6 protein-coding genes and 1 pseudogene are annotated in these 7,235 nt (G+C 64.3%); 6 read left to right on the forward strand and 1 reads right to left on the reverse strand.

Features of this window, described 5'->3' with window-relative positions:
- Positions 1-125: 125 nt before the first annotated feature.
- Entirely contained in the window at positions 126-2,222 is a 2,097-nt protein-coding gene (locus Q0D31_RS18840) for a 3-hydroxyacyl-CoA dehydrogenase NAD-binding domain-containing protein (RefSeq protein WP_291854341.1), read from the reverse strand.
- A gap of 205 nt (positions 2,223-2,427) precedes the next feature.
- Here Q0D31_RS18840 and Q0D31_RS18845 point away from each other — a divergent pair, with 205 nt between their 5' ends.
- The 6 genes and pseudogenes from Q0D31_RS18845 to Q0D31_RS18870 form a co-directional block, all read left to right on the forward strand.
- Positions 2,428-3,294, forward strand: a complete 867-nt coding sequence (locus tag Q0D31_RS18845; RefSeq protein ID WP_291854367.1) for an IclR family transcriptional regulator — start codon at positions 2,428-2,430, stop codon at positions 3,292-3,294.
- 60 nt (positions 3,295-3,354) lie between these two features.
- Complete coding sequence (locus tag Q0D31_RS18850) at positions 3,355-4,152, forward strand: ABC transporter ATP-binding protein (protein ID WP_291854369.1); 798 nt, start codon at positions 3,355-3,357, stop codon at positions 4,150-4,152.
- Complete coding sequence (locus Q0D31_RS18855) at positions 4,149-4,862, forward strand: ABC transporter ATP-binding protein (RefSeq protein ID WP_291854343.1); 714 nt, start codon at positions 4,149-4,151, stop codon at positions 4,860-4,862. The genes Q0D31_RS18850 and Q0D31_RS18855 overlap by 4 nt, the downstream gene beginning before the upstream one ends.
- Before the next feature lie 11 nt (positions 4,863-4,873).
- Positions 4,874-5,752, forward strand: a complete 879-nt coding sequence (locus tag Q0D31_RS18860) for a branched-chain amino acid ABC transporter permease (protein ID WP_291854345.1) — start codon at positions 4,874-4,876, stop codon at positions 5,750-5,752.
- A gap of 2 nt (positions 5,753-5,754) precedes the next feature.
- A complete protein-coding gene (locus tag Q0D31_RS18865) occupies positions 5,755-6,768 on the forward strand; it encodes a branched-chain amino acid ABC transporter permease (protein WP_291854348.1) in 1,014 nt (337 codons plus the stop codon).
- Between the two features lie 251 nt (positions 6,769-7,019).
- A pseudogene (locus Q0D31_RS18870) lies at positions 7,020-7,235 on the forward strand (branched-chain amino acid ABC transporter substrate-binding protein); the annotation flags it as partial.

A 7,235-nucleotide genomic window follows, 5' to 3' on the forward strand; every position in this document is an offset into this window, starting at 1 on the left:
GTCATTCCGGGGCGCTCGCGACCAGCGAGCGAACCCGGAATCTCGAGATTCCCCGATGCGCATAGCGCATCTGAGGTTCGCGCTGCGCGCGCCCCGGAATGACAGAGAGAGAGTGCGCCGCCCCATCAAGCCGCCTTCGACTGCTGGGCCAGCGAGGCGAAGGTCTTGCCTTCCGCGGCGAGGCGCTTGAGCAGCGGCGCCGGTTCGAGCGAGGGATCGTTGGTCTCCTTCGCATAGTACGACAAACGCTCGGCGATGTGCTTCAGCCCGACCTGGTCGGCGTAGAACATCGGGCCGCCGCGGTAGATCGGCCAGCCGTAGCCATAAAGCCAGATCACGTCGATATCGCTCGGACGCGCCGCGATGCCCTCTTCGAGAATCCGCGCGCCCTCGTTGATCATCGGGTACATCATGCGCTCGAGGATCTCGTCTTCGCTGACCACCCGCTTCTTGCGGCCGAGGCGCTGCAGCGTCTCGTCGATCAGCTTCTCGACTTCCGGATCGGGCAGCGCCGCGCGCGAGCCACCCTCATACTTGTAATAGCCCTTGCCGGTCTTCTGGCCGAACCGTCCGGCTTCGCAGAGCGCGTCGGCGATTTCCGACTTGATGCCGCGGTCCTTGCGTGAGCGCCAGCCGATATCGAGGCCGGCGAGATCGCTCATCGCGAACGGCCCCATCGGCATCCCGAATTTTGTCACGACGGCGTCGACCTGCTGCGGCAACGCGCCTTCGAACAGCAGCTTCTCCGACTGCTTGCCGCGCTGCGCGAGCATGCGGTTGCCGACGAAGCCGTCGCAGACGCCGACCACGGCCGGCACCTTGGCGATCTTGCGGGCGACGGCGACCGCGGTGACCAGCGCGTCGGGCGCGGTCTTGTCGGCACGCACGATCTCGCACAGCTTCATCACGTTGGCAGGCGAGAAGAAGTGCATGCCGAGCACGTCCTGCGGACGTTTTGTGACCTTGGCGATCTCGTCGATGTTGAGGTAGGAGGTGTTGGAGGCGAGCACGGCGCCCGGCTTGGCGTGCTTGTCGAGTGCGGCGAACACTTCCTTCTTGACCGCCATGGTCTCGAACACCGCCTCGATCACGAGATCGGCGTCCTTGACGTTCTCGAGGCCGACCACGCCCTTGATCAGGCCCATGCGCTTGGCCGGGGCGTCGGCGGGGATGCCGCCGCGGGCGGCGGTGGCCTCGTAGTTCTTCTGCATCACGCCCATGCCGCGCTTGAGCTGCTCCTCGCCGGTCTCGATCAAAGTCACCGGAATGCCGGCATTGGCGAACGACATCGCAATGCCGCCGCCCATGGTGCCGGCGCCGATGATGGCGACGCGCTCGACATTGCGCGGCTTGGTGCCGTCGGGCACGCCGGCGATCTTGGCGGCCTCGCGCTCGGAGAAGAAGGCATAGCGTTGCGCCTTCGACTGGTCACTCGCCACCAGCTTGAGGAAACCTTCGCGCTCCTTCTTCAGCCCCTCGTCGAACGGCAGGTCGATGGCGGCGCCGACGGCGTCGGCCGCGGCGAACGGCGCTTCCAGTCCGCGCGCCTTCTTGGTCAGGGCGGCGACCGCGTTGGTGAAGATCGAGCGGTCGGCCCGGGCGGCGGCGAGCTTGGAATCGTCGTCGCGCAACTTGCGCAACGGGCGCTTCTCCGCCAGCACCTTGCGGGCGAAGGCTTCGCCGCCGGAGGCCGGGCCTTCGACGATCTCCTCGATCAGCCCGTGCTTCTGGGCTTCCGCCGCGCTGATCGGATCGCCGCCGACGATCATCTTGACCGCGAGCTCCGGACCGACCGCCCGCGGCAGCCGCTGGGTGCCGCCGGCGCCCGGCAGCAGGCCGAGCTTGACTTCGGGCAGGCCGAGGCGGGCTTCCTTGGTGGCGACGCGGTAGTGACATGCCAGCGCGACTTCCAGCCCGCCGCCGAGCGCCGTGCCGTGAATGGCGGCGATGATCGGCTTCGGCGAACTCTCCATCAGGTCCAGCACCTCATGCAGGCCGGGCGGCTTCGGCGGCTTGCCGAACTCGGTGATGTCGGCGCCGGCGATGAAGGTGCGGCCGCCGCACGTCAGCACGATCGCCTTGACCTCGGGATCGGCGATCGCGCTCTTCATGCATTCGAAGATGCCGCCGCGCACGGCGGCGCTGAGCGCGTTGACCGGAGGGCTGTTGACCGTGACGATGGCGATGACGTCATGACGCTCGATTTTTACCACTTCGTTCACGGCACTCTCCCTGGATGCTTGTTCTTGAATCGGTTTCTTGAATCAGTTTCCCGGATTCGCTTCTCGACTTTTTGCCCTGCGACTTGCGTTCAGTCGCTACGTTCGCTTTTTATCGATTTCGCACTGCGAAATTTAATTCCACGTCTTGACAGCGAGGGTTATTTTGAAGCACGTCCGTTGTCAACGAGCTCATCAGCAGCAGGCAATGAAGCGTTCCGGGAAGAAAACGGCGACCGATCGCAGCTTCGTCGTCGCGCTCTCCCGCGGACTTGATGTGTTGCGCGCATTCCATCCCAATGACGGGCTTCTTGGCAATCAGGAGATCGCCGCCCGCACCAAATTACCCAAGCCGACCGTTTCCCGGATGACCTACACTCTGACCAAGCTCGGCTACCTTACACCGGTTCCGCGGTTCGAGAAGTACCAGCTCGCGCCATCAGCCATGGCGCTGGGGTATGCCGCGCTGGCCAATCTCGGCGTGCGGCATTTGTCGGAACCCTATCGCGAGGAAGTGATGCGCGCGACCGGCGGCGCGGTAGCGGTCGGCGGGCGCGACCGTCACAGCATGATCTATTTCGGGCAAAGCCGGAACGGGCTGACGCTGGGCGTGCAGCTCGACGTCGGTTCGCGGGTACCGATTGCGACCTCGGCGATGGGACGCGCCTATATCTGGGCTTTGCCCGACGACGAGCGCGCCGCCTTGCTGCGCGAATTGCGCGACCACTACGGCAGCCGCTGGTCGCGGATGCGCGACGGCATCGAGCGTTCCGGCGAGACGGTGGCCAAGCACGGATTCTCCATCTCGGCGGGCGAATGGCAGAGCGATGTGCACGCAGTAGGTGTGGCGCTGAAGCTCAATGACGGAACCGGACCGTACGCCTTCAACTGCGGCGCGCCCGCATTCCGTTTCACGGAAGACCGCTTGATGAACGATATTGGACCTCGTCTGGTGGCGATGGTAAGGAACATCGAGACCGCGCTGGGCGGCGCAGTACCGGCTTCCAAAAATGCAGAGAACAAGAAGTTGAAAGCAGGAGGGAAAGTTGCACGTTTGGCCGAGGGAATCAGGTAGCCTTCATCATGACCGGCGCGAATTGCGCGGTGCTTGCCGCTCCATGACGGGCGCGACGTGATGGCGCAGGCACAGCTCGCGCAGGGAAATGCTCCCCTGCTCGCGGTTCGCGACGTCAGCGTCGTGTTCGGCGGCATCATCGCGTTGAACGGCGTGTCCTTTGACATGCACAAGGGCGCCATCCTCGGCCTGATCGGACCGAACGGCGCCGGCAAGACGACGCTGTTCAACTGTCTCTCCAGGCTCTACCAGCCGAGTTCCGGCGATATCCTGATGGAAGGCGCGAGCATCCTGACGCGGCCGCCGCACCGGATCGCCGAGATCGGCATCGGCCGAACCTTCCAGAACGTGGCGCTGTTTCCCAACCTGTCGGTGCTGGACAATGTCCGCGTCGGCACCCACTCGCGTACCTCCAGCGACATCATCTCGGACTCCCTGCAGCTCGGCTGGGTCCGGCGCGGCGAGGCCGAGATCAACAGGAAAGTGGTCGATATCCTCGACTATCTGAACCTCGGCAGCGTCGCTCACACCGTGGTTTCTGGCCTGCCTTTCGGCACCCAGAAGCGCGTCGAGCTGGCGCGCGCGCTCGCCGCCGATCCGAAGATCCTGCTGCTGGACGAACCCGCCGGCGGCCTCAACCACGAGGAAGTGCACGTTCTCGGCGATCTGATCCGCCGGGTGCGCGACGAGCGCCACGTCACGGTGCTGCTGGTCGAACATCACATGGGCCTGGTGATGTCGATCGCCGACCACGTCGTCGCGCTCAATTTCGGCCGCAAGCTCGCCGAGGGCACCCCGGCCCAGGTCCAGGCCGACCCCGATGTCATCAAGGCCTATCTGGGGAGCAAGGACCAATGACCGCGATGCTCAACGTCAAGGACCTCCGTGCGTATTACGGCCAGGTTCAGGCGCTTCATGGCTTGAGTTTCGCCCTCGACGAGGGCAGCCTGACCACGCTGCTCGGCGCCAACGGCGCCGGCAAGACCACCACCCTGCGGGCGATCTGCAACATGGTGCGCTCGACCGGCGCCATCGAGTTCGAAGGCAAGCCGCTCACCGGCCGCTCGACCGAAAACATCGTCCGCCTCGGCATCGCGCACGTACCGCAGGGGCGCGGGACCTTCACCACCATGACGGTGGAGGAAAACCTGCAGCTGGGGGCGATCTCGCGCAACGACAGGAAGAACGTGGTTGCCGACATCGAGCGCATGTACGAGCACTTTCCGGTGCTGAAGGAGCGGCACACCCAGCAAGCCGGCACGCTGTCCGGCGGCGAGCAGCAGATGCTTGCGGTCGCCCGCGCGCTGATGCTGCGCCCGCGGCTGATGCTGCTGGACGAGCCTTCCTTCGGCCTGGCGCCGCTGATCGTGCGCGAACTGTTCAAGATTCTGGGCAAGATCAACCGCGAGGACAAGGTGACCATCCTGGTGGTCGAGCAGAACGCGCAACTGGCGCTTGAGCTCGCCGACCAGGCCTATGTCATCGAAACCGGGCGGATCGTGATGTCGGGCGACGCCAAGGACATCGCGACCAACGAAGACGTCCGCAAATCCTATCTGGGCTACTGAGGAGCACGGCCATGGAACTGTTTACCAACCAAGTCCTGGCCGGCATCGCCACGGGCGCGATCTACGCCTGCATGGCGCTCGCCGTGGTGATGATCTACCAGGCGATCGACCATCTCAATTTCGCCCAGGGCGAAATGGCGATGTTCTCGACCTTCATTTCCTGGCAGTTGATGCAGTGGGGCGTCCCCTACTGGTGGGCCTTCCCGATCACGCTGATAATCTCCTTTGCCGGCGGCATCGCCATCGAGCGGTTGCTGTTCAAGCCGCTCGCCAAGGCGCCGGTCCTGACCAACGTCGCCGGCTTCATCGCGCTGTTCGCCATCGTCAACTCCGTGGCCGGGCTGATCTGGGACTTCACCATCAAGCAGTATCCGACCCCGTTCGGAACCTCGCCCTTCCTCGGCAGCCAGCTGATCTCGACCCACCAGGCCGGGATGATCGGCGTCACGCTGGTGCTGCTGATCGCCCTTTACTTCTTCTTCCAGTTCACGCGCATCGGGCTTGCAATGCGGGCCGCCGCCGCGCTGCCCGAATCGGCCCGCCTCGTCGGCATCAACACCTCGTGGATGATCGCACTGGGCTGGGGCATGGCGTCGGCCATCGGCGCGATCGCCGGCATCCTGATCGCGCCCGTCGTGTTCCTGGAGCCGAACATGATGGGCGGCGTGCTGGTCTACGGATTTGCCGCAGCGGTGCTCGGCGGGCTGTCCAGCCCGCTCGGCGCTGTCATCGGCGGCTTCCTGGTCGGCGTCTTCGAGAACCTCGCCGGAACCTACATTCCCGGCATCGGTAACGAGCTGAAACTGCCGATCGCGCTTGCGCTGATCATCACCGTACTGGTTGTCAAACCGGCTGGACTCCTGGGCCGGCCCATTGTGAAGCGAGTTTGATCATGAGCGCTGCTGAGGAAGTCATCACAAAAGCACCGGCTGTCGAGGCCGTCCCGAAGCGAGGCATGACGCTCGGCCTGGGCGCCTCGCTGGTGATGCTGGCCGCGCTGATCATCGGACCGCTGTTCCTCAAGAACTTCATCATCTTCCAGATGACGATGCTCCTGATCTACGGGCTGGCGGTTCTCGCACTCAACATCCTGACCGGCGGCAGCGGACAGTTCTCGCTCGGCCAGAGCGCGTTCTACGCGGTCGGCGCCTATACGTCGGCGATCCTGATGGAACATGCTGGCGTGAATTACGCGCTGACGCTACCGGTCGCGGGTCTTATCTGCTTTGGCTTCGGGTTTGCGTTCGGCCAGCCCGCGCTGCGACTGAGCGGGATCTACCTCGCGCTGGCGACCTTCGCGCTGGCGGTCGCCATGCCGCAACTCCTTAAGCTAGGCTTTTTCGAGCATTGGACCGGCGGCGTGCAGGGACTGGTCGTTACCAAGCCAGACCCGCCGTTCGGCCTGACGATGTCGCAGGACATGTGGCTGTATTATTTCACACTGGCGATCAGCCTCGGGATCTATATCGCCTCGGTCAACCTGCTGCGGTCGCGCTCGGGCCGCGCCTTCATGGCGATCCGCGACAACGAGATCGCCGCGTCCGCGATGGGGGTCGACGTCGCGCTGTACAAGACGCTGGCGTTCGGCGTCTCCGCCGGCGTCACCGGCGTCGCCGGCGGTCTCGGCGCCATTGCGGTGCAGTTCGTGGCACCGGACAGCTACACCGTCACGCTCGCGATCTCGCTGTTCGTCGGCATGGTCATCGGCGGCGTCGGCTGGCTGCCGGGGTCGATCGTTGGCTCGGCCTTCATCATCTTCGTGCCCAATATCGCCGAACACATCTCCAAGGGTCTCTCCGGCGCGGTGTTCGGCGTGCTGCTGTTCCTTGCCATCTTCCTGGTGCCGCACGGCGCAAGGCAGGTTGCGATCGTCGCCGAGCAACTCGTCCGTAAACTGAAGAAGTAGTTCGCGCCGGGCGGTCAGAAATGGTAGGTTCCGGCGACGTCGTCAGCGACAGGGCCGGCATTTGGTTAATATTCCGCTCCCCGGACTGTCGCCCCGGGGGTGCGGTAAATACCCTCCCCGCGACACCGTCACGCGGGGGGCTTGTTGTTGCTGCACGCCGTTGAAAGGTATTGAATGCTGCCAAGAGCCGCCAAGCGCTCACGGCAGAAAGACCACACCGCATTCATTCACGATCCCAGGGAGAGAAAAGAATGTCCGTTATCAACTTGCGTTTGGGAGCCGTTTCGGCCGCCCTCGCATTGCTTGCCGCAACCAGCAGCGGCGCGTTTGCGCAGAAGAAATACGACACCGGCGCCACCGATACCGAAATCAAGATCGGCAATATCATGCCCTACAGCGGACCGGCCTCCGCCTATGGCGTGATCGGCAAGACCGCGGAGGCGTACTTCAAGAAGATCAACGCCGAA

The sequence above is a fragment of the Bradyrhizobium sp. genome, assembly GCF_022844465.1.
Taxonomy (GTDB): Bacteria; Pseudomonadota; Alphaproteobacteria; order Rhizobiales; family Xanthobacteraceae; genus Bradyrhizobium.

Coding starts and splice junctions, on each gene's coding strand:
- Q0D31_RS18850 (WP_291854369.1), top strand. CDS start 3,355: ATGGCGCAGGCACAGCTCGCGCAGGGAAATGCTCCCCTGCTCGCGGTT.
- Q0D31_RS18860 (WP_291854345.1), top strand. CDS start 4,874: ATGGAACTGTTTACCAACCAAGTCCTGGCCGGCATCGCCACGGGCGCG.
- Q0D31_RS18845 (WP_291854367.1), top strand. CDS start 2,428: ATGAAGCGTTCCGGGAAGAAAACGGCGACCGATCGCAGCTTCGTCGTC.
- Q0D31_RS18855 (WP_291854343.1), top strand. CDS start 4,149: ATGACCGCGATGCTCAACGTCAAGGACCTCCGTGCGTATTACGGCCAG.
- Q0D31_RS18865 (WP_291854348.1), top strand. CDS start 5,755: ATGAGCGCTGCTGAGGAAGTCATCACAAAAGCACCGGCTGTCGAGGCC.